19 protein-coding genes are annotated in these 25,749 nt (G+C 59.6%); 1 reads left to right on the top strand and 18 read right to left on the bottom strand.

All coding sequences use genetic code 11. The features are described 5' to 3' along the window. Nucleotides 1-64: 64 nt before the first annotated feature. From C6366_RS01725 to C6366_RS01710, 4 genes are read right to left on the bottom strand one after another with little or no spacing between them, the layout of a single operon-like run. Nucleotides 65-1,084, bottom strand: coding sequence for a hypothetical protein (locus tag C6366_RS01725; RefSeq protein WP_107735626.1), 1,020 nt, complete (start codon nt 1,082-1,084; stop codon nt 65-67). Further along, nucleotides 1,081-2,622, bottom strand: coding sequence for a radical SAM protein (locus C6366_RS01720; RefSeq protein ID WP_107735625.1), 1,542 nt, complete (start codon nt 2,620-2,622; stop codon nt 1,081-1,083). The genes C6366_RS01725 and C6366_RS01720 overlap by 4 nt, the downstream gene beginning before the upstream one ends. Then, the gene (locus C6366_RS01715; protein WP_107735624.1) at nt 2,619-4,295 is read right to left on the bottom strand and encodes a hypothetical protein; all 1,677 of its coding nucleotides are present in this window, start codon (nt 4,293-4,295) and stop codon (nt 2,619-2,621) included. The genes C6366_RS01720 and C6366_RS01715 overlap by 4 nt, the downstream gene beginning before the upstream one ends. A gap of 22 nt (nt 4,296-4,317) precedes the next feature. After that, nucleotides 4,318-11,259: a PKD domain-containing protein gene (locus C6366_RS01710; protein ID WP_146164741.1), complete on the bottom strand. Its 6,942-nt coding sequence runs from the start codon at nt 11,257-11,259 to the stop codon at nt 4,318-4,320. Here C6366_RS01710 and C6366_RS19160 point away from each other — a divergent pair. Then, nucleotides 11,251-12,108: a hypothetical protein gene (locus C6366_RS19160; protein WP_146164740.1), complete on the top strand. Its 858-nt coding sequence runs from the start codon at nt 11,251-11,253 to the stop codon at nt 12,106-12,108. The two genes, C6366_RS01710 and C6366_RS19160, sit on opposite strands and share 9 nt — an antisense overlap. Nucleotides 12,109-12,384: 276 nt before the next feature. On the opposite strand, the gene C6366_RS01705 is transcribed toward C6366_RS19160, so the two are convergent. The 14 genes from C6366_RS01705 to C6366_RS01640 all read right to left on the bottom strand — a co-directional run bounded on the left by C6366_RS01705 (nt 12,385) and on the right by C6366_RS01640 (nt 25,747). Next, entirely contained in the window at nt 12,385-13,560 is a 1,176-nt protein-coding gene (locus tag C6366_RS01705; RefSeq protein ID WP_158269597.1) for a flagellar assembly protein T N-terminal domain-containing protein, read from the bottom strand. A 258-nt stretch (nt 13,561-13,818) separates the two neighbouring features. Next, complete coding sequence (locus C6366_RS01700) at nt 13,819-14,259, bottom strand: LPP20 family lipoprotein (RefSeq protein WP_158269596.1); 441 nt, start codon at nt 14,257-14,259, stop codon at nt 13,819-13,821. 25 nt (nt 14,260-14,284) lie between these two features. Next, the gene (locus tag C6366_RS01695) at nt 14,285-15,079 is read right to left on the bottom strand and encodes an LPP20 family lipoprotein (protein ID WP_107735620.1); all 795 of its coding nucleotides are present in this window, start codon (nt 15,077-15,079) and stop codon (nt 14,285-14,287) included. Next, nucleotides 15,076-15,594, bottom strand: coding sequence for a hypothetical protein (locus C6366_RS01690; protein WP_107735619.1), 519 nt, complete (start codon nt 15,592-15,594; stop codon nt 15,076-15,078). Before C6366_RS01690 ends, C6366_RS01695 begins: the two co-directional genes overlap by 4 nt. A gap of 15 nt (nt 15,595-15,609) precedes the next feature. After that, nucleotides 15,610-15,822, bottom strand: coding sequence for a hypothetical protein (locus tag C6366_RS01685; RefSeq protein WP_107735618.1), 213 nt, complete (start codon nt 15,820-15,822; stop codon nt 15,610-15,612). Nucleotides 15,823-15,921: 99 nt separating this feature from the next. Further along, a complete protein-coding gene (locus tag C6366_RS01680) occupies nt 15,922-16,638 on the bottom strand; it encodes a hypothetical protein (RefSeq protein ID WP_107735617.1) in 717 nt (238 codons plus the stop codon). Nucleotides 16,639-16,647: 9 nt separating this feature from the next. After that, complete coding sequence (locus tag C6366_RS01675) at nt 16,648-17,280, bottom strand: CsgG/HfaB family protein (RefSeq protein WP_158269595.1); 633 nt, start codon at nt 17,278-17,280, stop codon at nt 16,648-16,650. A gap of 33 nt (nt 17,281-17,313) precedes the next feature. Beyond that, nucleotides 17,314-17,697, bottom strand: coding sequence for a hypothetical protein (locus tag C6366_RS01670; protein WP_146164739.1), 384 nt, complete (start codon nt 17,695-17,697; stop codon nt 17,314-17,316). Between the two features lie 108 nt (nt 17,698-17,805). Then, nucleotides 17,806-19,446 (bottom strand): hypothetical protein, encoded by a 1,641-nt coding sequence (locus tag C6366_RS01665; RefSeq protein WP_146164738.1) that lies wholly within the window; start codon nt 19,444-19,446, stop codon nt 17,806-17,808. 490 nt (nt 19,447-19,936) lie between these two features. Then, complete coding sequence (locus C6366_RS01660) at nt 19,937-21,289, bottom strand: YhjD/YihY/BrkB family envelope integrity protein (RefSeq protein WP_158269594.1); 1,353 nt, start codon at nt 21,287-21,289, stop codon at nt 19,937-19,939. Further along, nucleotides 21,267-22,319: a 3-isopropylmalate dehydrogenase gene (locus C6366_RS01655; RefSeq protein WP_107735612.1), complete on the bottom strand. Its 1,053-nt coding sequence runs from the start codon at nt 22,317-22,319 to the stop codon at nt 21,267-21,269. The genes C6366_RS01660 and C6366_RS01655 overlap by 23 nt, the downstream gene beginning before the upstream one ends. A 131-nt stretch (nt 22,320-22,450) precedes the next feature. Beyond that, nucleotides 22,451-22,954 (bottom strand): 3-isopropylmalate dehydratase small subunit, encoded by a 504-nt coding sequence (locus C6366_RS01650; protein WP_107735611.1) that lies wholly within the window; start codon nt 22,952-22,954, stop codon nt 22,451-22,453. Nucleotide 22,955: 1 nt separating this feature from the next. Continuing rightward, nucleotides 22,956-24,227: a 3-isopropylmalate dehydratase large subunit gene (locus tag C6366_RS01645; protein WP_107735610.1), complete on the bottom strand. Its 1,272-nt coding sequence runs from the start codon at nt 24,225-24,227 to the stop codon at nt 22,956-22,958. Beyond that, nucleotides 24,212-25,747, bottom strand: a complete 1,536-nt coding sequence (locus C6366_RS01640; protein WP_107735609.1) for a 2-isopropylmalate synthase — start codon at nt 25,745-25,747, stop codon at nt 24,212-24,214. The genes C6366_RS01645 and C6366_RS01640 overlap by 16 nt, the downstream gene beginning before the upstream one ends. Nucleotides 25,748-25,749: the final 2 nt, after the last annotated feature.

Raw genomic sequence — 25,749 nt, 5'->3', positions numbered from 1 at the left:
TCAGTGCATGGCCATTGCCACGGACCTCAATTGCCTGCTTTAAATAACTCACCGCTTGGAAACGTCAAGCGCGCCCCAAACGCACCGCCGCCCTGGCCATGGCCATTCCGGCGCTGAAAATCGTCGCCGCGACGGCGGGCTTGGTGTGATACCCGCTGGTTTTGGTGGTGTGCTGCCGGATCACGAGGACTTCCACGTCGTTTTCCACTTTGTATTCCTTGATCACGCCATTGGGGGGAGCGAGGTCCCGGGTGGCCGCTTCCAGCCCGTAGCCCTCTTTGGCCACCAGAACCACGTAGGCGTAGGGATAGCTCGTCCCCTTGACGTCGTTGGTCACCACCTGGACGTACATGCCCAGAAATTGTTCGGGGGCATCCGGGATGCGGACTCGCAGCTTGACGTCCTCCGGAATCTTCGCCTCGCCCCGCAACAGCATCATCACCGTAACCTGGTCCTCGTCGATTTCCATTCTGGCACTTGCCAGAATGGCTTCCAGGGCCTCGACCTTGACCATCATCTTGGGCAGCCGCAGGATGCGGCGAGTACCGGTGATCCAATGCGGCCCCAACAGGATCAGGGCATTGAACAGCAGGATACGGACTTCCGGAGGATACGGGGCGAACCCGTATTCCAGATAATGAATAACCGCGTAGACGGTCGGGGCCGCGAGGACGACCAGGGTGACCAGCCCCAGGGTATTGGTCACATCCATGGCCGAACGGTTCCAGCGCAGCATTTTCCGGTCCAGCTCCTGAAGATCATGCAGGCGCTGGATATCCACGTTCTCCCAGTCCGCTCCAGGGGTGAACCGGCCGCTTTCCACCCGGTTGTGGTATCCCTGGACGCAGAGCAGCACGGAGCCCACCAACAGGAGCAAGGCCCCGGCCACGAAGGAGCCGGTCAGGAACTGAAGGAGTAAACCCGCGGCAACCAGGGCCAGGGATATAGCCAGCCGTTTGCCGTAGGCCATGAACGGCCAGAAATGGAACACGACGATGCCGCGCTCCTCCAGGGACAACGAAAGCGGCGAGCCCGAGCCGGGATGATCGGCCACCGGGCCTGGAGTGGTAGTGGTGGTGTTCATAGCTCTCCCTTCCTGGATGACAACAATGGCGAAGACGGCGAAATCGGGATGTCTGGAGCCGGATGGGCCGGGAACCCCTTGACCGCTTCCAGTTCTCCGAAGCCGAAGTGCCGCCAGTACAGCGGACAGCCGCCATGACAAAAAGCGAAATGGTCGCATTCCCGGCATGAAGCGTGGGCAAGGTCCTTGTCACGGTAGACCGTTGACGCCGGACGGTTCCAGATGGTCCGGAAGTCCTCCCGGAGCAGGTCGCCCATGGGGTCGTCGCAGGAGGAACAGGGCAGGATGCGACCTCGAAAATCCACGGAAAGCAGACCGTCGCAGGCGCTGCACCCTTTATTGCCCAGGTCCGCGGTGATGGGATTGAACAGACACAAGGGCGTGGGCGAGTACCACATGAATTCCACGTCCGCCTGGGCCGCGGCCCGTTGCACGGCCAGAATCACCGGGGCCATGTCCGTGTACCGGATCAGGGGCGAATCCGGTTCGTCCCCCTCCTGGCTCGCGCTCCCCGCCGGAATGACCATGTTCATGCTCAACCGCGCAAGGCCCAGCTTCATGCGGGCAAAGCTGGGCATTTCGGCCACTACGTCCAGGTTGCGGCGATTGATGGTGGTGTTGCAGTGCACGGTGACGCCGACATCCTGAAAATGGGCCACGGCCCGGCAGGATTTCTCAAACGATCCCTCAACCTGGGTCACGCGGTCGTGGACAGCCGCATCCGGGCCTTCGATGCTGACCTGGGCCGAGGCCAACCCGGCGTCGGCCAAACTTCTTGCCGATTGCTCGGACACCAGGGTGCCGTTGGTGATCAGATTGACCCGCATGCCCAGATCCTGGGAGGCGAAAGCCACCAGTTCCGGCAAGTCCGCCCGCAGCGTGGGCTCCCCGCCGGTAAAGCTGACCGACGGAACCCGGGCCTGGTTTCGAATCCGTTCCAGAACCGTCTTCACCTGGGCGGTGCTCATGACCGGGCTATCGGCATCATCTGCATCACCGGCGCTATCGGGCGACCGGGAGCACGTTCCGGCGCATCCCGCGTAGCAGAATACGCAACGCAGATTGCACCGGCCGGTCACCGCCACTTCGGACAGGACCGGCAAGTCGCTGAACCGGACCTCCAGGGGCCGGACCTCCACGGCGCAGGTCACGGTGTCCTCCCGCAGATCCCCGGAAAGGCAGCGCCGGACCGCGTCCAGAAACAGGGCCACGTCGCTCAGAGGCCGGGAGAGGCCCTGGCCTGAATCCGCGCCGTTGTTCCCGTTTCCCGCGCTGATCCGGGCGACGATCTCCGCCACTTGGCCGCCGCCGAGCAGGTAATCCAGAATCCTGGCCCCTTCAGGGTTCAGCTTGTGGGCTTGGTTGGGCATCCGGATCAGCAGATTGTCCTCCAGCCGGACTACGACATACGGCCGGACATTAGCGATGAACTCGTCCACCCAGGCCAGACCCGGAGGCACGGCGACCGATGTCGTCGGGCAGGCGGACCTGCCCCCCCAGCCTACAAGCCATGTGGACAGCCGGGAAAACCGATTCATCGGGAACCGCCGCTGACGCAGGCCGAGTGACACGCCGAATGACACGCTGAATGGCAAGCGGAATGACAGGCCGAATGACACGCCGAGTGGCAAGCGTCGTGACAGACGTTCATGTCAAAGGCCGCGGACGTGTTGATGAAGCTGCGTTGAAGATGATCGCTGTCCACGGGAATGGCCCCCTCGTGCCGCCAGGGATTGTCCTCACAGGCGTAGCGGCTTCGGAACAATGGATGCTCGTTGTGATACCAGTAGTACCAGCGATTGTACTCCGTATTCCGCCAACGATTGCGCCGGCCGGCCGCGTCGCGCTCTTCCGGTTCGTACCCGGCGATGCGCTCCCGCCAAAAAGCCTGGGTGGCTTCCACGTCGCAGTCCCAGGCCTTCTGCTGCACGGCCCGCACGGCCATGTTCATGATATCCTCCAGTTCCTTCTGGGAAAGCTGGCCGTCATTGGCAAAGGCATGGATGAACATCCGTTCGTAGACGTCCAGTTGCGCTTCCGGAGGACGCAAAACCCTGGCCCGGAGCGTTGGTTGCTCCTCCAGCACCTCCAGATATCCTTCCCGGACCAGGGAATTAAACATGGCGCTGAGAATCTGGCGAAAGGGAATCTCCAGGTAGAAAGCCGCCTCCAAGGAACTCAAGTCTTTGCAGACCTTGCCCTTGACCCGAAAATTGGACAGCACCAGCTTGGGCGGGGTCCAGTCCAGGGCGTCCCAGCGAATGGAGTCCAGCCCGCGATGGGCCTTGACCATGGACCGCTGCTTGCCGACCATCAACAGGTAGAACAGGGCTAGAAGAACCGCCGCGCCGGGAATAAAAAGCGCATTGGCGCCGGAAAACAACGAGTCGGTCCCCCGCTCTGGTCGTCCCAGACCGGTAAGGTCGCGAAGGGAATCCACCGCCTGCCCGACCATCCCCGAGGGCGCGACGCCCAGGGCGCCCAGGTCGAACCACGCCGCCGGAAGATAAACCTGGACCCGCATATGGTAGCGATTGCCCGGGGAATCCCGGTGAAAAAGCAGCACCAGCCTCCCGTGCTCGCCGCGCTGGTAGTCGATCCGGTAGAGGTCATTGACCCAGGGCTCGGTCAGCACAAGGTCGTTTTCCAGGACATACGCCCTGACATCCAGGACGTGCGCCGCGAGCTCGTGGGGCGTATGCACCCGCAAGGTATAATGACGCTGACGCTCCGCCTCGTCCCACTGCACCGGAGACCAATTAAAGACCACCAGCTCCCGCCCATCCGCCGCCGTGGTCGGTTCCACGTACCCGGCCTGGGCGAAATTGGTAGGAAACCAGAATCGATAGGTCACATGTCCGGAACGCACCCCCTGCCCGCGCTCCAGAAGGATTTCGTACGCATCGCGCTGCAAGCGGTTGATCTCCAACCCATACCGGTTCCCGGCGTCGTCCACCGCATGGGACCGGTCGCTGAACCGCCCCACCGCCAACCGGTCATTCCCGGAAAACACAAACCCCCGCAACCGATCCCCCACCACCCGCCACTGCACGATATACGCCACCACCGCCGACCCATCGGCGTTCAAATCCACGTCCGTCTCCACGAAATGGACGTCGCCCTTGCGGGCCTGAGCCGGGGTTGGTGTGCCCAGAAAAAAACCGGCGAACAGACAGGCCAGCAGGCCAAGGTGGAAAATGGTTCTAATCATGTTTTCCTCACCGTTTTTTTTGTTACTGAATCACGACCGTCGCCCCGAACGCGGCGCTTTCATTCTGATTGATCCGGTACTTTTGTTCCTGCTCGCCCTGGGTCACGTTGGATAGTCGAAACGACGCCGTGTTCGGCGGCTGCGTTCCCTCATTTACCGCGTAGATGGAAATCTCGTTCCTACCGGTATTCAGTTGCAGTTGAAACGTCTTGGGCTGCTTGGTCAGAACCACGTTGGAGCCCCCGGGAATGGGAGTTCCGTTGACCTTGATGGTCACGATGTCGTTGTCCTCCTTGCCGTGGTCCCAGATACTCAAAGTGATCGTGCGGGAGTTGACCACCACGTCCTGGAGCCCTCCCGGACTTGCTCCAGTACTTGTTCCAGGACTGGTCCCATGAGGACCGCCTTGCTGGTGTGATCCATGATCCGGTTTTCCGTGTTTCTTATCCTTTTTTTTATCATCCTTGTCCTTGGGTTTCGCGCCAAAACCGACCTTGCCGTAGGATTCCGGGATGGCGGCAGCCGTGGAGTTTGTGGAAGTCGCGGCCTCGATTTCCTGGGACCTGGTACCCAGACCTTGATTCAAGCCGGAAATCATCTTCCCGACGTCCTCGTAGTCGATATTGTTCGGTGTCGTGCGCACCCGTGTGTCCCCGGCAATGGAATACGGCATTCCGGTGGTCGGGGGCGATTGTGCTGGTTGGGCAGGCTGATTGCCTGACTGTTCGGCCGCGGGAGGAGTCGTACTGCTTGGGGCCGTGGCCACATGTGTTTGGGGGGGCGACTGGGCCAGACTCTGGGCCTGACCCTGCTGGGACTGTTGCACCTGAACATCCACCTGGGCCGTTACTTTTTGATGGTCGGCATCGCGCACTTCCACGAATATCTGATAGAAGCCCGTGTTAGTTGGTGTGAAAACAACCGTCTCCCCGGCCCCATGCACCGTCCGACTCCAGGAATAAGCGTAGGGCGCGCGTCCGCCGCTGGCTTGGGCCTGGATGGTCATGGACTCGGCCTGGGCCATGGTGGTTCTCTCCGGGACAAGCCGCACCGACAGCGGACCGCCGACAACGGGGGCTGCAGGGTCCGGGGCGTCAGCCGCGCCCTGCTCCACGTGGATGTCGATCCTGGCGGTCTGCCTGGCCTGCCCGGCGTCGCGCACTTCCACGAATAGTTGGTAGTAACCGGTTTCCGTAGGTGTAAACAGGCCGGTATCACCGTTGTCCCGAACCGCCTGACTCCAGGAATAGGTGTACGGCCCCGTCCCGCCGCTGGTCGCGGCCCGCAGGGTCGCGGTCTGACCGACCCCGATCCGGTTCTGATCAGCGGTCAGTTCCACGCTCAAGGGGCCGGGATCATCCACGATCACCGGATCCGCATCCTTTACCTTGAACGTGATACTGGCCTTTTCCGTCTGCCTGCTCTTGTCCCGCACGGTCACGCTCAGGGTCTGTTTCCCGGCGGAGTGGGCGTACCACGTCCCTTCCAGGCCATTCCCGGAGATATCCTTGCCCCAGGTGGCCGTGTATTCCGGTTGCCCCCCGGTCACCTCCGCGGTCAGGGTGATCCAATCGCCCTTGGCAATCTCCTCTTTGTCAGCGGTCAGAATCACTTCCAGCTTGGGCGGCTTGACCGTGATGCTCGCGGCAGCGGATGCCGTCTGTCCGCCCTTGTCCCTGACCTCCACGGTCACGTCATGATCCCCTGGCTCTTCCGGAGCCCAGGAGGCGGCACTCCCCTGCCCTTGCGGCCCTCCGCCCCAGGCAAAGCCGAAGTCCGGCTCTCCGCCCGTGACCGTGGCCGTGAACTGGACCGACTCGCCCACGCGGACATCCTTTTGGTCCACGGCCAGCGTGACCTTCAGCGGTGGGGCCGTGACGGTCAGCTCCACCTCGGCTCCAGCGGTCTGGCCATCCTTGTCCGTGACCTGAACGCTGACCATATGCCGCCCCGATGCTCCGGCATTCCAGGTCGCGGCGGCACCCTGCCCGGTCACGCCAGTCCAGGCATAGCTGTATTCCGGCTTGCCCCCACTGACCTTGGCCTGCACGGAAACCGCATCCCCCAGCTTCACCTCGGCTTTGTCCACGGACAGTTCGGCCTGGAGCGGCAGCGGCAAAACCTCCACCTTCAGGCTGGCGGAAATCGTCTCTCCTTTTTTGTCCGTGACCTGTACGGATACTTCCTGCTCCCCCGGCTCCTCCGGGGTCCACTTGAAGCTCTCCCCACTGCCGGACGCTCCGATCCAGGCATAATTGTATTCTGGCATGCCCCCAGAGACAGTGGCGGTCAAGGTCGCCATCTCGCCAACCTTCAGGGTCGACGGATCGCAGGCCAGTTCCACGGCCAGCGCTGCCGGTTGCGCATCCAACTTGATCTCCGCCTCGCCGCGCTTGCCGTCCGCGTCCGCCGCCTGCACGGTTATTGTCTGCACCCCTGGCTCCGTAGGCGTGAACGTGACCAACGTATCCGAGCCGTCCACGCCCCCGCTCCAGGTAAAGGTCAGCGGGGCCTTGCCTCCGGCCACCTCGGCCTGGATGGTCACCGACTCGCCGACCCGAACCGGATCTCCGGCCTCCAGGGAGACCTTCAGCCGCTCGGCATTGTCCAAATCCTCCTGGGAAATGGTGATGGCCACGCTCTTTTCAGCCTGGCCCAGAATCACGTCCTGGCTGTCCCGGGCTTCCAGGCGCACCAGATAGGTTCCGGTCTGGCTGCAATTGATGGTCAATTCCCTGCCCGAACCGGGAATGCCGCAAATGCCCGAGGGGTCAATGGACCATCTGTATTTGACCGGCCCTTTTTCCGGCTCCGGCGTGACCTTGGCCGCCAGCCCCAGATCCCGGAAAACGGCCAGTTCCTGATCCACTTCGACGATCCGGCAATCCTTGGCCGTGCCCAGTTGCCCGTCGCATTTCCAGATTCGCGGCTTGGGGCCGCGATATTCCGGACCGCTGATGGTCACCTCGTAACCCTGGGCCGAAAGCTCAATGCTCGCCTCGCCCAAATCATCCCCATGGAATTTTGTCCTGGCCCGCACCGTCACGGTGACCGGCTGGGCGTCCTTGAACACGAAGGAGTGCGCCCGGTGGTTGGGCACGTTGGGGGCGGCCCCGGCGCTGAGTACATCGCCCCGCACCTCCCAGACGAAGCCGATGGCATCATCAGTCATGGCCGGTTCTTCCTTGACCGTGACCACGACCGTTTCCCCGACCTTGGGCTGACTCTTGTCCGCCGCAAGGGTCAGGGTCGGCCCGATGATGGACATGGGGAGTTGATCCGATTCGCCAATGGTCCGATAGGTTTCGCCTTCTTTTTGCAGGACGTTGACCCACATCCCCACGTTGCCGGGGCGGAGATACGTCGCCGTGGTCGTCGGTGATGTCGTCTCATGCTGGGGATTGGCCTCATCGCCGAACCGGACTTCCGGGTGCGGCTCCCAGCGATAAAGCAACTCGCCGCCCACCGGTTTGCCCGCGGAGGTCACCGTGGCCCGGAATGAGGCCTTGGCCCCCACGGGCAGCTCGTTCTCCGGCGGCGAGGTCTTCTCAATGGTCACGGTCACGGCGTCCACGATGATCGGACACTCCACAGTGGCCGAGCTGCCGTCGCTGTCGCTGACCGTCACGGAAACCGGGTGGGTTCCCGGCTCGCGGGAGTTGGCAAAGGTAAATTTCTTCTCCTCGGCCTGGCCGTTGCCGGACCAGGAATAGGTGTACGGCGGGATGCCGCCATTGGGCGTGGCCGTGAACGTGACGATTTCGCCCAACTGGACCGTGACCGGGCACTCCTCGATACTCAACTTCAGTTCCAAGGGCAGCTTGGCCTTGTCGTTCTCGGCCTTGATCAGGGCATTTGCTTTTTCGGGATCCCAGGAATCCTTCCCGTAGGCTCCTTCATAGCATGATTTTTTTTGCTCCTCCGTGGTGGAAATAAAGTGTCGCCTGCAATTACCCCAAGCGCCAAGTCCACCAATGCACGGTCCGCTGTTATGACATTCATCATATCCGCTTGGAGAATATCCAACTCCAATATGCCCCGCCCAACCGTGAGGTGAATGAAAACAAAGACAATACATAAAACGGCCGAACATCTCTTCCTCCGTCGGAGGCGGAGTACAACCCTGCTCCAGAGATGGCTGCCCGCTCTCGACGCAACCGGTCGGGGAAGTTCCAATAACCGTACGCGTCTGTTTCTTCGTGTCCCGGTCACACGGCCCCCAAACGCTGTATTCATAGGTACAGACGGGGGGCTGGGGAGGTTCGGGATCCTTTTCCTGTCCGGGAGGCGGCGATTCTGGCGTATCGCCCGGAGGGAATCCAGATGCCCCGGGGCCACCAGGACCATCGGGCACGGTAGGGACGTCAACGGGTGGCCCGGTGGTTCCGGGTTGGGGCGATACAGGACCAGGGACTTCGCCGGGAGCAGTCGTCCCGGGATCAGCGGGCGGCCCCCCTGGAGTCCGTGGTTGATCCCGGCCCGGATCATCCTGGTCTCCCCATGGTCGGCGATAGTCGTCGGGCTGGGCAGGGGCCGCGGGCTGTTGTCCAGGATCGCCTGTCGGATCGTGTTCGTCTGGGGCATCTGGGTCGGCTTGCGAAGGAGGCCCGTCAGGTGTGTCCGGCTCCCCTGCTTCCTCAATGCTGAACATGGCCCGGCCAGAGGCCTGATCCATCACGCCCGCGGTGCCTTTCACCCGCCACTGGGCATGCACGGCAAGCATATACCGTCCAGGCCGATCGAACTGCTTTCGCAAGCTCTGGCCCTCACCCGCCTGCTCCATGTCAACGCGCCATACATACTCCGCGTCCTGCGGAATGTTCACGGTTGCAACGCCAAATGTGTACGGCTCCCCGGCCCGTCCTGGCCCGGAACCCAGGGGAGCAGGAAGGATGATGTTCAGTTCAGAGGAAGCACCGGGACTGGAGGGGATATCCACGCCGAACTCGGAAGTGAGATCGCCGTCGCACCAGTTCCCGGGTCTCTTTTTCCAGGAAGCTCGCGCGCGCATGACGCGGGTTCCCTCGGTGCCGAAGGCGTGCTCCAGAACAGGGCCGCTTCCCAAGGGCTTTGCATCTTCAAACCATGTAAATTCGGCGTGATCCGGAACGTGTTCCAGGGCCAGGGTGAACAAATATGGCCGGTTCGCTTCCCCCCGTCCGGCAGCCACCTCGGCTGGGGGCACAATATCCATGGAAGGGCCTTTTGCGGCATAATGAGCCGTGAATTCCTCAAGAGCGGCCTTCCTGGCCTCTCTCCGCGCATCAGCGGCTCCATAAGCATGAAATTTTTGTTTTTCCAGGCCGGCTTTATACAATGGCGACCAATACCAGCTTTCCCGTTGAGTAACATGGATGGCGCTGTCCTGAATCTGCCGTGTCTGCAGCAGGCCCAGGGATTCCAGATAGACTTTTCTGGACGTACTCCGATCAAAGTCCGAATCCAAAAGGATGCTGCCGTCGCACAGCGCTTCCTTCTTGATGGACAATAGCGTGTCCAGATCGTGCTGCAATGCTTCCGTCAGTTCCTGCAAAATCTTCGCGGCCAGCGAAGGGTCGTAATCAGGGTCCGCGGTGAGCGGAATAAAGCCTGTCAAAATCCGTAATGAGGGTGGCGCATCTCCGGCATACTGACCTAGCAGCGTTTCCGCGGCCGTACGCAGGCGAAGCACCTGGGAATAGGCGTCATGATACCGCTGAAGCGTCTGCATGATCTTGATGTTCCGCTCCTTGCGGGACGTGCTTCGCAGCCAGTCGACCACCTTGGCGTCCATTCCAGCGTCTTTTCGTAATTGCCCGATGCCTTCGTCATACATGTCAAGTTGTCGGAAAAGCTCCTGGATTTTGGCATACAATTCATCAATCTCTTCCTGTCCACCTGCTCCCAACGCCTGTTCAGCCGCGTGCCTGGATTCCAGATCGGCCTTGATGGATTCACACAGGATCGAAAGAATCCTCTTCTGAGCATCGGATCGCAACCTGAGCAATTCCTTGACGGCCTGTTGCCCGCCGCGTGACAGGTAGGACACATCCTCCCCTGGTCCGGCATCCCGTGTGATTTGAGGCGTGGCGCTTTCCACCTTGTGCACGTCTTCAATGAGTGCATTGATGCGTTTGACCTCCGCGCAGGCGCCTTGCAGGGAGGCGTTGTCCGTCATGACCAGCGGCGTCCCTCCGTATATCGTCCCTTCAATGGCGCTGAGCAACGCGTTCGCCCCGGCAAAAGTCAACTTGTCCGTCAAGAGACGAAACGCCCCTGGTTCCCGGATATCATTCACGAAAGCGCATGCGGGATTTGCGCCTCCATAATCCAGGACTTGGATCAATCGCCCCTGTTCATTAAACTTTGCATGCTCGTACAAATGTTGAAACTGGGCTTCAAAGACCGTTGACGCCGCCATGTCGCCCACCGAGACGCCGATGGACTTGACCAGCGAGGGGATTGCAAGCTTGGGACAGATATACAGGGCAAGAGCCCAGGCAATCGATTCCAGGTCGCCCTGCAAACCAAGCTGCGCATACCCAACGATCATGCCCGCCGTGGTGTATTGCGCCACCGTCTTGCCCACCTCAATGGCCATGTCGGCGTCGCTCTGCGCACGTTGCAGCTTGTTCAACATATCTACCAGCATCGCCATGGTCTGCAGACTCTTGTAGGTCACGTCGGGAACACTATCGAACACGCCCCCTTTCTGGAAAAACTCCATCAGCCTGCGGTCATAACCGTCCAGGGCGTTCAGGTCGGAGTCCCACTGCGCCAGGAGGTATTGCCCGGTACTCGTCTGTTGCAGGAACGACCGCAGCCTGTTGATCTGCGACTTGTCGACCCCCCTACTCAATAAATTGAAGTCGTTTATGGTTTTTTCAACATCCTTGCTGATTTCGCCAAGATTCAACTTCTTCAAGGCCGCGTTGCGCTGCCCCTCCGGCAGATCGTAAAGTTGCAGCGCGATCAGGTGCCCCATACGCTGTTTCATCGCTGGATTTTTTGTGACAATATCGGCCAGGGTCCGCAGATAGGCATCACGGGCCGCCACTTTCGGGTCCGGACCGGGCGTCATCCCTTTGACATCAAGGCCGTGGTCCTGCTGCATCCTGTTCAGGACATCATTGATTCGCTGTGTATATTTCGCTTTTTCCGTCCCAAGGCGCACATTGTCGCGCATTTCGAGCATTTCCTGAATGTACTGCCAACCATCCTGGGGATCCACCGGTCTATTTCCACGAAGCTGATGTTCAACCCGGGCCGCTGTTCTGCGCGAGTAAATGAGAGCCCCGTCCCTTTGCTGTCGCTGAACAAACTTGTTCCACTCCGCGTCAGTTGTTGCGTCAGGATCGATCATGATATCCGTAATGCCGGTTTTTTCCGGTATATATTCCCGTTTAACTCCAGATTCTCGCGCTTTTTTGTCGCTGATGTTTCGCAATTCCTGACGGTACTGCGCTTCAATGATCTGCATCTGCTGATCCGTGATGGGGGGCGATCCAGGCTTTCTGGAAACCTGCAGGTCAATGTCGGATTTCGCTTCCCATCCCGCAGCGCTTTCGTCTCGCAATCTCTGATATGTAACATCCAATCCAAATCTAGCTGCAACACGCTTTGCAGCGGTATAATTATGATCTTCATATACAAATCTTGCTTTACTGTAACTTTCATGAGTAATTTTATTATTATTTCGAAGCTCTCCAAGCCTTTTGATGTTGTCCAAAATCAACATTTCATGATAAGGTGTCGATTGAGGCGTCATGGATTTGTTTGCGGCATCGATCAATGCGGCGTCCAGATCAAATTGCTGGGCATAACAAGGCAATGAAAATAATAAAGTCCATATAGATATGAATAATTGCATACATAATAAAAATTGCAAAACATACATATGATTCTTTGTTTTCATTATAATTCTCCAGTATACCTATCAAAGCGAAGATAGCTCCACAGCTAGCCGTCATCTAGATTGAAGAGATTGTCGCATAATTTTATTACCAGATTGGATAATTTGACGGACCTTGGCCAAGCACGAGATAAGCACTGGACTTGGGCTTTCACCAGAACGAGTCATAGCAACGTTACACCTGGGTTTACGTTGAGGTCACTGTATTGGATGCACCCGAAAATCCACCCTGGTCGGGGTGACATTGGTTGGTTCCAGTACGAAATCGGTGAAGTCCCGGATAGCCAGTTCGTCCGCGATGTTCGAGGAGCGGCCGCTGTAGTCCAGGGCCAGTTCCGCGGTATTGTGGATGTAGCTGCGCTGGTGCACGGCGCGGACGCCCTGCATTTCCTTTTCGAAAAAATTCTTGATGGCCACGAGATGGCGGTAGGAGTGGAGATTGCTGATCATGACCGTGACCAGCCTTGTGCGGCCATAGGTTTCGGTCTGCCAGAGGGAGGCGATGTCCCGGATCATGGCGTCGCCAGCCTGGTCCGCGGCATTGCGGATGGCCTGCATCCCGCCTTGGACCTCGTCCACGTGCGCCGCGTTGGCAAAGGCGCTTTGCGAGGAAATCACCCGGGCGTCGTCCACCCGCACGGCCCGAATCTGGACCGAACCCTGCAAGGACTGCAACTGTGTGCCCCAGAGCTGCCCGCCGGCGTTCTTGGAATAGGACTTGCCGGACACGACGATCTGGGCGCCGACCTGCAACCCGGCAACGCTGGCGGCATGATCGTCCGCCTCCAGCTTGCGCAGGATGACGTTCCTGTCGATGTTCTCCTTGATGTTCACGGGGTCCACGACGGTGAAGCCGGCATTGAGGAACTTCTGCATCAGCAAGGATTCGGCCTGGCCCATGGCTTCAAACCCCTGTGTCCCGAAGACCCCGGCCACTTTCTCCTCGATCAGGATGGCGACTTTGGGCTTTTCCACCAGAACCTGCAGCAGCCCCAGGGCTTGCAGATCGTTCATCAGGTTGGCCCGACCGACCAGGGCCCGGACCACGACCCGGTAAATATCCCCGGTCTGGTATTCTCGGACCACGGAATAGCTTTGGATGTAGCCCGCTGTCTGGGCCAGAACCTTGTCGTGGACCACCCGATACTGCTCGGTAAGGGTGTCCGAGGAGATCAGCGTACCCACGGACTGTTCCACGGCCTTCCGCAGGGCGTCGTCCAGAGCCTTTTCCCGGGCCACGACAGTGTTGCCGCCGATCAAGGCGGCCACGCCCTCGGCCTCGACAAACTCCTCCTGGGCAAATCCGACGCATGGGAGCAACGGAAGAAGCAACAGGAGCGTGACCACCAGAAGCAAAAACCGGTATTGCCGCACGGGACACCTCGCGATGGTTGAGAGAAGAGAAAGGGAGAAACGGATAATGGACGAAAAACGGGTGATCGAATCAATGAAAATACATTAAGAATGAGACAAGTAGCAAGGAACGTGGTCGGATGAAAAATTGCTGCCTTGAAGAGGCGGGGCATGGGTCGGACATCATGTGGTGGAATCACGACTCCGCCGGAATGGAACATGTCCGGCTCCCGGTCGTGTCACCGGGAACCGAACGTCAGCAACACAAGATGGTCAAAATCAACGCGGGAACATTCTTCGGAAATCATCCCCCAGGGTGATCTCCATGAGCACTTCCACCCCGCCATCGTCGTGATAAATGGTATCAACCACCCGGGCGCCGCGAATATAAGCATCCACTCGGGAGCGAACCGTGTCGTTCTGCAGGACGAAATTGCGGACATTGGACTGGGCTGAAATGTTCACGCCGTAAGCCTGCTCCAAAAGATTGCGGTAGCCGTCCAGCTTGGCGGCCCGCTCGGTCATCATCCGGGCCTGGGCCGGGTTGATGGCCCGCTCCGGCGGGGCGCCCTGGCCATTGGCCCGCAACGTGATGGGCTCCCAGCGGGGGGGCGGTGGTGGGGCCGGAGTGGGATCGGGTTGTTGCGCGGGAACGATATAACAGCCCACCAGGACGAGGGCCATGCACAGCAGAAAAGAAAGTCGCAATACCTTGGACATATTCGTGCCTCCTGTAAGCGGCAAATCAAGGCCGCATGGTGTTGAAGAATTGCCGCAACGGTTCCAGCTCCATTTCCACTTCCACCTGATAGCCCCCATCAGCCATCGGTTGCTCGGAAACAATCCGGGCATTCTGGACAAAGGCCCGCACCCTGGTTCGCACGGTGTCGCTCCGGGTCATGAAATCCTGGACAATGGTGTCCCCGGTCACCTGCACCCCGTTGACCCGTTCGGCCAGGTTGCGCATGGCATCGGCCTGGGCCGCGCGCCGGGCCAGCAATTGCCGCTCCGTGGAGTGCATGTTGGGATCGTTGGGGGGTAATCCATAGCCCTCGGCCCGCAGGACGTCTCCCCAGGAGCCGACCGGCTGCCCTCCGCCGCCGGATCCGGCCGCGCCGCGGGGGGCACCATATCCGGTGGCTTCGACGACAAGGCCGTCAAGGAACACCCTGCGCCCGAGCACATCCTCCAGCGGCCCGAGCAGGAGGGAAACCGTAACCTCGGCCGTGCCGTCCGGATGCTCGTAATAGTCTACCTCCTCGGCCCCCTGGATCACGGCGGAGACTCTAGTCCGGATCACGTCGCTTTGGAGAACGAAATCCCGGACCGTGGTCGTGGCGTCCACCCGTAGCCCGTAAACCTGCTCCAGCAGGTTGCGCAGGGCGTCCGCCTTGGCGGCTCGCCGGGCCATCAGCCGGCTTTGCGGATCAACCTGGGCCAGACAACACGTCTCGACGGAAACGACGAAGGCCGCCGTGCACAGCAGCAGCCAGCCGATCAAGGCAAACCGTCCACCCCTTGCTGCATTGCTTTCCATCATTGTTCCTCCACGGTCGTCGGGGCAACATTTTGGGGGATGTCAAAACGCACCAAACGGCTAATGATCTTCATCCATTCGTCCAGAGAGATGGATGACGGCCCGGGGACGACCCTGGGTGCCGCGGAATTCAAGCCAGGCTTGGTGGCGGTTGCAAACCCCGACGAGAGGCTGCGCACTTTCTTCACCGCAACGGTCATCAGCACAGCCCCGTCATCAAGATAGGCTTCGTCCACGATGCGGACATCACGCAGAAAACCGGCCACGTTCTGAAAATAGCGGTCGCTTTCCGGCGCGGCTTCGCTCTCAGTGTTCAGCGCATTGCGGTAGGCGTCCAGCAATGCGGCGCGCCGCGCCATGAACAGAGCCTGAGAGCCGGACTCGGCCCGCACGGGCGGATACCCGATGCCGCGGACCAGGACTTCCGAAGGTTCGTCAGCCTTTCCCTGGAACGGAAGAAAGGCCAGGACGCACAACAAAAGGACCGAAAAAGACGCAAGATGCGCACGGCTGAACATGACGGCCTCCGCGTTTTAGTTCACGGGCCGACCCACGGCGCCATGTGGCGGCATGGGCGGCGGATTCTGGCGTTCCGGTTCTTCCACGGTTTGTTGTTGTTGAGTCTGAACAGGCGGATTGATGACAATCGCTGGCCGAGGCGGTGGATTGTTGGTGTAAACGTAGCACCCGGTGGAAAAAAGCGGGGCCATGAGGCAGCACAACAGCAGACAGATCAATCGTTTCATGGGATACTCCTTTGGTTGCACTGTGGGTGAAATGACGGAGGACGAATCAAGATGAGGTGCATTCCCTCCTTGGGTTGGAATGACATCTTCAAGATTGATTTAATTGAACCTTGCCTGACGTTTCACAAGATATTCCTTTTCCCACATGATGATGTTCGTATGGGCGTTGGTCAGGCGAAACTGGAACTGAAAGTAGCGCATTCCCTCGGCTGCCCCTTGCGCCGCCACTTCCGTGGTGGAATAGATCAGCCCGGTCAGGAAATAGTCGATATCCGCCACACGCTGGGAGACGCTGCCGGTCTCGGTCATGGTCGTGTCCTGCTGTCCCTGCTCGGTGACCCGGATGGGCTGCCCGACCTGGGTCGGGGCGGTCGTTCGGGTTCGAGTCGTGGTGGTGGAAATCTGGACCCGGCCGGACTGCCGCATACGCTCTTCAACAGTGTACAGATGACTGGCATCGTCCCGGAAAAGTATCCGCCCACCGGCATTTTCCATCAGTTTGACGCGCATGGTTTGCTGAAAAATTTCCGGGTCAATGGTCAAATCCGTCTTGTTCTCGATGGGCCGAATGGCCACAACTGGAACGTTTCTCCCAGTGTACAGAAATTCCTGCATCACGATATCCCTGGCCATGGTGTCCGCCGCCACGCGGATATCCTCCACCTGGATCTGGTCCAGAATGGCTCCCGGCAAAACAGCCGTCGGCGCCACTCGGGAATCGGCGACTGGTTGAGGATCACGCATCACGCACCCGGCATTCAGCAGCAAGGCCATGAAAAAAATGACAGCAAGTCTATTCTGATAAAATAAAGCCATTCTCCCCTCCTATCTTCGCAGAAGCGTCGTCAACAGCATTCCGGCCAAGGCATTGGCCACACCGGGATTGATCTGGCCGACCATCATGGACTCCGAAGCAACGATCTGCCCGGATAAGACCTCCAGCGCCCTGGCCTCCACTCGTAATTGTCCGCCGACCAGGGACACCCCCCCGGTGATCACATAGTCAACCGTGTGCATCATCCCGGGCTGGTATCCTTGCGGGGTGGCGGTCAATCCCGACTGTGAAATCTCAAACTCGGACAGCAGGGCGGTCATCTGTTCACGCTCCACGACGCGGACCTGGCCGGAATTGACCAGGGCGTCGGCAAGCATATCCGCCAGGACGACACCGAGATCCGCTTGAGGGGGATTCGCCTCCGGCGTTGGTGGGTTTGTCGTGAACTCCTTGATCGCGACCACGATCTGATCCCCGAGAGCCACGGGCCGATCCTCCCAAAATCCGCGGGGGTACTGCCGCTCCATATCCTGGGCAACGTGGCCCGGAACCTGACCGGAGTAAGGGACTTCGATGTACTGGACATCCCTCTGAGGCACGTCCTCGACGTAGGCGCAGCCGAAGAGTCCAAAGGCCATGCCGAGCAACAGGACGGGGAAGAAGGCAAATCCGCTTTTCAGCATGCTGGCTCTCCCGTAAAACAGGCGGTTCATCGGTTAATTGGGCACCACGGACTGGAACCAGGGCATCTCGAAAACGGTCCCAAAAGTCCCCCGGATATTGCCGTCCCGCGTGCGCAGGTTACGCAGCAGCATGACATGCTTGATCGGTTTCGGGCTGATGCTCGACCCCTGGACCATGGTCACCTGCCAGGCCGGGAAATGGGTCGGCATCCATTCGGTCTGATCCACAAGCATGTTGTACTCGTCCAGGAACTCCACCTTGACGTCCGCCCAGATATCGTCCCTGGGGAAGCGGTTCTGGAAGTTGGCCTGGACCAGAATCTGCCCGCCAGGCAGGCGTTTCTGGACCGAATTGACGTACAGAAGAGCATTGCGCACGTTGCGGTCCAGGATGACAATACGCTGGGAGTGCTGCATTGGTTCAACGCCTGGCCTATGGGCCACGGGGGCATATGGCCCTTTGCATCCGGCACTTAAAGCAAGGCAAAAAAGAATGATGGCGATGACGTTCCTGCGCATGGGAGGCTACTCCGTGTCGTTGGGTAATTGTTCGCTCCCGGGTTCCGACACAAACATCTGGGAAACGCTGAAATAGCTCTCGGCCAATTCCGGCAACATACGAAGGATCTGGACAAAAGCCGGATTATCCTCGGGGATGCCGTCCCGAATGCAATAGTAGTATCCCTGAGCTATCGGACGAATCGCCATTTGCGGTTCACGACGGTCCATGAAAAACTGAGCTTGATTTAAAAAGCGATGTTCACGGGCTTCAAAAGAGGCCTGAACCACCTCGGCCACCTGCGCTACGATCTCCCGGCGCATCTTTTCCTTGACTTCGGTTTCGGAAGGCAGACGCATGGGCTTGTACTCGATGCCGGCTTCCTTGAGCTCATCCTGGAACTCCGTTTCAAACCCAAGGTTGGCGTCAAAATCCTTAACAAATGAAATCGCGCCTTTGTCCGTATCGAAAATACGGACACTAACCTTGGCAAATCCTCGGGTTTCCGCTGTGCCTCGGGTGTAGCTCATCAACTGCATTCTGTCCCGGGAAATCATCATCGGTGGAACATGCGGCCATGTCTGCGTGTTTGTCCCGTATGTATTCACCATCTGCTGGTACTCCGGATTCGGCCCCATCTCGTCGCCCACCTTGACGTTGGCCGTGGCGGTACGCTTGTCGATGTTGGTGTCTACGCGGAACAAGGAAACCCCTCCCGTTACCATCAAATCCACGCCCAACAATTGTCCTGCAGAAAGATTGTCTGAACGCTGCTCTTGAAGCACGAAGTCGATTCTATCCCGCTCCAGAATATTAATTCCATAAGGAAGCACCGAATACAGGTAGCTGATCAGGGAGTCGGAAAATTGCCTTCCCGCGTCGGGGTCATTTGACGGGGGATCAAACGTTGATACGGCAATATAGCTCTGAATGCTCCTGCTGACCTGGTCTTGGGCTTCCTGCAATCGTCGAAAAATTCGAATATCGCTATCGTCCAGTTTGCTGGCCAACAGAGCCAGTATGTAGGCGTGGTGATAGTCGCCGCTGTCCAGAATGACCACCGAGGAACGCTGGTAATAATATTGGGCCCCGGCGGAACGGACTCGCTGCAATTCCGCGGCGAATTCCTCGAGATTCAAGGAGCTGAGCATCAAAAATGCGCCGTACCATCTGTTCTCCAGTTCCATCTGGGTCAAACGACGGCGCACCTGTTCGACGATGCTGGTACGAAGCGGATAATTCGCGAAAGCCAAGGCAATGGGCGAGGTTTGACGCATCTCCTCGAACGAGGCCATGGCCTGATCGATCTGGTTGTTATTCACGGCGTTGATCACGACGTTGTTGAGTTCCTGGAGTCCGACGATTCTTCCGGCAATGTCTCGCAGTTCCTCATCCCCGGCATCAATGGCGACGGCCTTTTGTGTCGTTTCGAACGCCTTGGGAAATTCAAAGGCCGCGACCTGTTGGAGAGCGAGATCGCGAAATTCAACCTTCTCGGCTTCCAGGTCTTCAATATTTTTCCGATACCGTGAGATTTTTTGTTCAATCGCTCTCTGCTCGTTGTCCCAGGAGCGAGCTTGCTCCAGTTCGGCGATAGCCTGCTTCACCGCACCCAATTTGTCCGGTTGAGCTGCTTGCACCAGGGAATCGGCTTTGGCCAAGCTCATTCTGACGAGATTGTCTCGCGTCGCTTTGATTTTGGCTTCCAGATCCCTTCGAGCGGCTCCGTCACGCACTTCCGTCAGTGCCAGTTCATAATAACGTAGTGCTTGAACATAATCCTGGCCAGCGTAAAACTCATCACCTTTTTGCAAGTGTGGGGATGTAACGCAGCCCATCGCGAAAACCACAAAAAAGAATACGAGAAGCAAAGGCAGTCGAGTCACCGTAAACCTCCGTTATTGCTTTGTTTATATAAAAATGGGTGCAGCATGACCACCCCTGAAAAGACCTTATCCATATTTCATCAGGTTATGATTCCACTGGTAACATCTTTTCTATGAAGTTACCATCGCACAAACGACAAGGTCAAGAAGTGTGATCGCCCTCATGTGAGTGATGTGAGTGAAAATCCCCTTCAGTCCACCCAGTTGTAGACTGGGTATTTCTTCATTGCAGGGACGGTTCGCGAACCGCCATCTGGAATCCACGAGCGGATTATGCATCTATTTCTGATTGACGCCCGCTTTCCGTGCCGGACGACGCTTTAACCGCCTTCGTCGCTTGTTTCAACCGCAGGCCCAAGGAGCTGATGATTTTGCGGGATACTGCGGGGCTGTGGGCCAGGAGGCCTTCGAAGGTATTGGCGGAAAGGAGCAGGAGTTCGGAGTCGGTTTCGGCTCGGGCCGTGGAGAGGCGGGGTTGGTCCAGGAGGTAGGCGGTTTCGCCGAAAAAGTGTCCCGGTTCGATGACGGCCAGGGGCTTGGAATCCGGCGTAGGTTTTTCGCCGAACAGCGCGACCTTGCCGGAGTGCAGGTAGTAGATGTCCCGACCCTGGTCGCCCTGGCGATAGATGGCCTCTTCCTCCGGTACGGTCTGGGCGTACTTGGAAAAAATACGCCGGGACGAGCCGAAAAGTCTGCCTTCCATTCGCCCGCCGATTCCGGTGGAATTGTTCTGGGGGGCGATGATCCGGTCCAGGGCCAGGATGTCCACCCGGCCGGCCACTTCCACGAACTGGGCGAAGAGGAAAAACAACAGAAAAACAAGATAGACCCAGAGCAGCAGGAAAATTACCGCGCCCAGGGAACCATACAAGTAGTTGTAGGAAGCCAGGGTGACGTACTGCAAAAAAGCCAGCTTCAGGCCGTGGATGGACAAGGTGCACAGTCCCGCGCCCAGGGCCGCGTGCCAGATTTTTGGCTTGGAGAGGGGCAGAAAACGGTAGCAGATGAAGATCAGGCCGAAGACCAGGGCCAGGGGCACGACGAAGCCGGAGAGGGACAAGAGCAGATCATATATCTGGATCAGCCAGGCAAATTCCTCCAACTTGCCGTGTAGAAAGCGCAAAATCACGTTGGTCAGCGCGGAAAACAGCAAGAGGGTCAGGACGCCGGGGACCAGGACCAGGGACAGCAGGTTGCTCCAGACGAAGTTTCTGGACCGATCGCTGGGAAAGATCACCCCAAAGGCGCTCTGGATGGAGCTGATGATCAACCTGCTGGTCCAGAGCACTCCTAAAAGTCCCAATCCGCTGATCGCGGCTTGGGTTTCCAGGATTCCGATGCGCCGAAAAAAATCCTCGTTCAATTCTTTATTGAACTCGGCCAGAAACGCGAACAGCTCCGCGGTCAATTCCGGATGGTTGATCAGCGAGGTGTTCAGGATGGAGACGACCACCAGGATCAGCGGCCCAATGGACAACAGGAAGTAGTACGCCGCCGCGGATGCGTGGCTGGAAAGCTGATTTTTCAGAAACTGGAGGACGGTGCCGTACGTGGTCTGCAAAAACCAGTTCAGACCGTCCTCCAGAAGATGGAAGGGAAGTTTAAGCCACGCCCTCGGCCACACGATCGCCAACCTCGTCCGTGGTCATGCCCATCCGTCCCGCGGCCTGGCTGGCCATGGAGGGCAGCAGCCTGATCACGGCCTGCTCCACGGCCTGGGCCGCCTGGGCTTCTTTAAGTTCAACGAGCATCATCTGCCCGGCCAGGATCGCGGCCAGGGGGTTGGCCTTGCCCTGCCCGGCGTATTTCGGGGCCGAACCGCCGATGGGCTCGAACATGGACACGCCCTCAGGATTGATGTTCCCTCCCGCGGCAATGCCCAGCCCGCCCTGGGTGATGGCCCCCAGGTCGGTGATGATGTCCCCGAACATGTTGTCCGTGACGATCACGTCGAACCATTCCGGGTTCTTGACCATCCACATGCAGGTGGCGTCCACATGGGCGTAGTCCAGTTCCACCTGGGGAAACTCCTTGGCCAGCTCGTGGAAGACCCGGTCCCAGAGGCCGAAGGCGAAGGTCAGGACGTTGGTCTTGCCGCACAGGGTCAGCTTCTTGCGCGGCCGGGAGGCGGCTAATTCAAAGGCGTAGCGCAGGCAGCGTTCCACACCCATGTAGGTGTTCACGGACTCCTGGACAGCGATTTCATGCTTGGTGCCCTGACGCAGGCATCCGCCGCTACCCGCGTACAGGCCCTCGGTGTTCTCCCGGACCACCACGTAGTCGATCTGTTCCGGCCCTTTGTCCTTGAGCGGGCATTCCACGCCGGGATAGAGCTTCACCGGGCGCAAATTGATGTACTGATCCAGGGCAAACCGGAGTTTCAGCAAAACCCCCTGCTCCAGGATGCCCGGCTTGACGTCCGGATGGCCGATGGCCCCGAGATAGATGGAATCCAGGCCGCGCATCTCCTCCAGCACGGAGTCCGGAACCAGTTCCCCGGTCTTCAGGTAACGTTCCCCGCCCAGATCAATGTGCTGCCAGTTGATCTTGAATCCATATATTCCTCCGGCCGCGTCCAGCACCTTGCGGCCCTGCATGGTCACCTCCGGCCCGATGCCGTCCCCGGGGAACCAGCCGATGTTGTAACTGCGCATGTGGTGATTTCTCCTCAATAAGGTTCATGAATATTGATTAAGGTTCAACGGTTCACGGTTCAGGGGTTCAACGGTTTTCTACCGCGCTCACCGTTCTTCCGCTCCCAACTTCCGCCTTCAACCTTCAGCCTTCAACCGTCCGCCTCCGCCATCTGCCTGCGCACGTACCCCACCAGGCCGCCCTGGGCAAGGATTTCCCGCATGAACGGCGGAACCGGGGTGCAGGGGATGTCCTTGTTCTGGGTCAGGTTGCGGATCAGGCCTTTTTCCGGGTCCACCTCCAGGCGGTCGCCTTCGCTGATGCCGTCCACTTCGTCGCCGATTTCCAGCAGGGTCAGACCCATATTGAAGCCGTTGCGGTAGAAGATCCGAGCGAAGCTGTGGGCCAGGACCACGGGCATGCCCGCGCCGAGAATGGCGATGGGCGCGTGTTCCCTGGAAGAGCCGCAGCCGAAGTTAGGCCCGGCCACCAGGATGTCGCCCTTTTGCACCCGGTTGATCCAGCCCGGCTCCAGACCCTCGAAGCAGTTCTTGCCCAGTTCCAATGGGTCCGTGGTGACCAGAAACCGGGCCGGGATGATGGCGTCCGTATCGATATTGGTTCCGACCTTGCGGGCCGCTCCTGTATAACTCATGTTACTTCCTCCCCACGATTTCAGCAGGATGGCAGATATGCCCGGCAATGGCCGTTGCCGCGGCCACGCCCGCTCCGGCCAGATAGACCTCGCTTTCCAGGCTGCCCATCCGGCCCTTGAAGTTGCGGTTGGTGGTGGCCAGGACCTTTTCGCCGGAGGCCAGGATGCCCATGTGTCCGCCAAGGCAGGGCCCGCAGGTGGGCGGGCCGACCACGGCCCCGGCGTCCATGAAGATCTCCAGCAGGCCCTCGCGCAGGGCTTGCTTGTAGATCAGCGGCGTGGCCGGAAGGATGATCAACCGCAGGCCCTTGGCGGCCTTGCGGCCCTTGAGCAGGGCCGCGGCCCGACGCAGGTCGCTGATCCGGCCGTTGGTGCAGGAGCCGATGACCACCTGATCCACGGCTACGTCCGCCACTTCCTCCACGGACCTGACGTTGTCCGGCAGATGCGGACAGGCGATCTGGGGCGAAAGGCCGGAGACGTCGAAGGTCAACTCCTGTTCGTACGCCGCTCCCGGGTCCGCGGCAATGGCTACGGCATCGGTTCGCCCGGCGGCCCTGGCATACGCCAGGGTCTTGTCGTCCGCGGCGAACAGCCCGACCTTGCCCCCGGCCTCGATGGCCATGTTGGCCATGGTCATCCGACCTTCCACGTCCATGGCCGCGATGACCGGGCCGTCGAACTCCAGGGCCTTGTAGGTGGCCCCGGCCACGCCGATTCTGCCGATCAGCAGCAGGATCAAGTCCTTGGCCTCCAGGTGCTCGGGCATGGCCCCGGTAAAGGAGGCCCGGATGGTGGGCGGCACCTTGAACCAGGTTTCGCCCAGGGCCATGGCCGCGGCCACGTCCGTGCTGCCCATGCCCGTGGCAAAGGCCCCCAGCCCGCCGTAGGTGCAGGTGTGGCTGTCCGCGCCCACAATCACGTCGCCCGGGCCCACCAGGCCCAACTCCGGCAACAGGGCGTGCTCCACCCCGGATTCGCCGCCGTCATAGAAATGGACAACGCCCATCTTGCGGGCGAAATCCCGAACCACTTTGACCTGCTGGGCCGAGTCGATGTCCTTGTTCGGGGTGAAATGGTCGCAGACCAGGAAAACCTTTTCCGGGTCAAAGACCTTGGTCGCACCCATGGCTTCGAATGACTTGATGGCCAGGGGCGCGGTGATGTCGTTAGCCAGCACTGAGGACAGTCGGGTCCGGACGATCTGGCCTGGTCCGGTGATCGATTCCTCGGTGCGGCCCTGGAGTATTTTTTCGGCTAAGGTCTGGGGCATATTTTTTCCTCCGTTTTTTTGGCGATGCGGTTCAAAGCGTTCAGATAGGCCTTGGCGCTGGCCACGATGATGTCCGGATCAGCGCCCCGGCCCACGGCCGAAGCCCCTTTCTCCTCGATGCGTACGGTCACCTCGCCCTGGGCGTCCGTGCCCCCGGTGATGGCGTTGACCGAGAACTGCAACAGCTTGGGGTCCCGGCCGCAGAGCTTGGCAATGGTGTGGAAGACCGCGTCAATGGGGCCGACGCCGAAATCCGCCAACTGCTTCTCCTGGCCGTCCACCTCCAGCTTCATGGCCGCCGTGGGAATGGCCATGTTCCCGGAAAGCACGCTCAGATAGACCAGTTTGTACTTGTCAGGGATACGGTAAATTTCCTCCAGAACCAGGGCCTCAATGTCCTCGGTGGCGATCTGTTCCTTCTTGTCCGCCAGGCGCTTCAGGGCCTGGAAGACCAAGTCCACTTGATCCTCGTCCAGCCGATAGCCCAGTTCCTCCAGCCGCTTCTTCAGGGCGTGTCGTCCGGAATGCTTGCCCAGGACCATTTCCGTGCCTGAACGGCCAATGCTCTCCGGGGTCATGATCTCATAGGTGGAGCGATGCTTGAGCATCCCGTCCTGATGGATGCCGGACTCATGGGCAAAGGCGTTGGCCCCGACCACGGCCTTATTCGCCGGGATGGGACGACCGATGACCAGGGACAGCAGGCGGCAGGAAGGAAAAAGCTGCTCGGTCTTGATGGTCGTGGTCAGGTTGTAGACGTCCTTGCGTACGTTCAGGGCCATAACCACCTCTTCCAAAGCCGCGTTACCGGCCCGCTCGCCGATCCCGCTCAGGGTCACCTCGGCCTGCCGAGCCCCGGCGCGCAAGGCAGCCAGGGTGTTGGCCACGCCCAGTCCCAGGTCGTTGTGGCAGTGCACGCTGAACACGGCCTGGTCGCTGTTGGGCACCTTTTCCAGCAGGTAGCGGATCAGTGCGGCGAACTCGTCGGGCTGTGCATAGCCCACGGTGTCCGGAATATTGATGGTCCTGGCTCCGGCGGCAATGACCCGCTCCACCACCGTGGCCAGGAAATCCCATTCGGACCGGGAGGCGTCCTCGGCGGAAAACTCCACGTTGGAGGTGTGTTTCACTGCGTGACGCACCGCGGCTTCGGCCATTTCCAGCACCTGATCCGGGGACTTGCGCAGCTTGTACTCCATGTGCAGGGGCGAGGTGGCCAAAAAGGTGTGGATGCGCGGGTTAGCGCCATCCTTGATGGCCTCCCAGGCCCGGTCGATGTCCCCGGGCGTGGCCCGGCACAGCCCAGCCACCTGGCAATCCTTGACCGCCCGACTGATGGCCTGGACAGCTTCAAAATCCCCCTGGCTGGCGGCGGGAAATCCGGCCTCGATGATGTCCACACCCAAAATTTCCAACTGCCGGGCCAACCGGATTTTCTCCGGCATGCTCATGGTCGCGCCGGGCGACTGTTCGCCGTCGCGCAACGTGGTATCGAAGAAAAGCACTCGTGAATCGCTCATGA

This window comes from Desulfonatronum sp. SC1, assembly GCF_003046795.1.
Classification (GTDB): domain Bacteria; phylum Desulfobacterota; class Desulfovibrionia; order Desulfovibrionales; family Desulfonatronaceae; genus Desulfonatronum.
The sequence above is the reverse complement of the archived record's forward strand: the minus strand, read 5'-3'. Positions and strand labels throughout refer to the sequence as shown.

Excerpts from the sequence above, each read along its gene's own strand:
- C6366_RS01725 (WP_107735626.1), bottom strand. The coding sequence starts at position 1,084 with ATGAACACCACCACTACCACTCCAGGCCCGGTGGCCGATCATCCCGGC.
- C6366_RS01720 (WP_107735625.1), bottom strand. The coding sequence starts at position 2,622 with ATGAATCGGTTTTCCCGGCTGTCCACATGGCTTGTAGGCTGGGGGGGC.
- C6366_RS01715 (WP_107735624.1), bottom strand. The coding sequence starts at position 4,295 with ATGATTAGAACCATTTTCCACCTTGGCCTGCTGGCCTGTCTGTTCGCC.
- C6366_RS01710 (WP_146164741.1), bottom strand. The coding sequence starts at position 11,259 with ATGGGGCACCTGATCGCGCTGCAACTTTACGATCTGCCGGAGGGGCAG.
- C6366_RS01700 (WP_158269596.1), bottom strand. The coding sequence starts at position 14,259 with ATGTCCAAGGTATTGCGACTTTCTTTTCTGCTGTGCATGGCCCTCGTC.
- C6366_RS01695 (WP_107735620.1), bottom strand. The coding sequence starts at position 15,079 with ATGATGGAAAGCAATGCAGCAAGGGGTGGACGGTTTGCCTTGATCGGC.
- C6366_RS01690 (WP_107735619.1), bottom strand. The coding sequence starts at position 15,594 with ATGTTCAGCCGTGCGCATCTTGCGTCTTTTTCGGTCCTTTTGTTGTGC.
- C6366_RS01685 (WP_107735618.1), bottom strand. The coding sequence starts at position 15,822 with ATGAAACGATTGATCTGTCTGCTGTTGTGCTGCCTCATGGCCCCGCTT.
- C6366_RS01680 (WP_107735617.1), bottom strand. The coding sequence starts at position 16,638 with ATGGCTTTATTTTATCAGAATAGACTTGCTGTCATTTTTTTCATGGCC.
- C6366_RS01675 (WP_158269595.1), bottom strand. The coding sequence starts at position 17,280 with ATGCTGAAAAGCGGATTTGCCTTCTTCCCCGTCCTGTTGCTCGGCATG.
- C6366_RS01670 (WP_146164739.1), bottom strand. The coding sequence starts at position 17,697 with ATGCAGCACTCCCAGCGTATTGTCATCCTGGACCGCAACGTGCGCAAT.
- C6366_RS01665 (WP_146164738.1), bottom strand. The coding sequence starts at position 19,446 with ATGAGCTTGGCCAAAGCCGATTCCCTGGTGCAAGCAGCTCAACCGGAC.
- C6366_RS01655 (WP_107735612.1), bottom strand. The coding sequence starts at position 22,319 with ATGCGCAGTTACAACATCGGCTGGTTCCCCGGGGACGGCATCGGGCCG.
- C6366_RS01650 (WP_107735611.1), bottom strand. The coding sequence starts at position 22,954 with ATGAGTTATACAGGAGCGGCCCGCAAGGTCGGAACCAATATCGATACG.
- C6366_RS01645 (WP_107735610.1), bottom strand. The coding sequence starts at position 24,227 with ATGCCCCAGACCTTAGCCGAAAAAATACTCCAGGGCCGCACCGAGGAA.
- C6366_RS01640 (WP_107735609.1), bottom strand. The coding sequence starts at position 25,747 with ATGAGCGATTCACGAGTGCTTTTCTTCGATACCACGTTGCGCGACGGC.